The 214-nt window shown below is 43.5% G+C and carries 1 protein-coding gene; it reads right to left on the reverse strand.

All coding sequences use genetic code 11. From position 1 onward, the window contains the following. Positions 1 to 40 precede the first annotated feature (40 nt). Positions 41 to 214 (reverse strand): zinc ribbon domain-containing protein (locus UYC_RS40450; protein WP_157171287.1); only part of this gene is annotated, 174 nt, incomplete at its 5' end.

Raw genomic sequence — 214 nt, forward strand, 5'->3', positions numbered from 1 at the left:
GCTGATGAAAGCATACAGCGTGGGCTTCTCAATGACTCTTCTATGAAGACATGAATTGAGCTTTAAGACCGTGCGCCCCACGGTTCTTTATGTTGATAGCAGCGTTCAAATCCCTGCACAGACTTGAATGACAAACATGGCAATTGTGCATTCTTTGAGATAACTGCTTTTGAACTTTGTGACCACAGTTAGAACATTCTTGGCTAGTGCCGTT

Source organism: Chlorogloeopsis fritschii PCC 6912, assembly GCF_000317285.1.
GTDB classification, from domain to species: Bacteria; Cyanobacteriota; Cyanobacteriia; order Cyanobacteriales; family Nostocaceae; genus Chlorogloeopsis; species Chlorogloeopsis fritschii.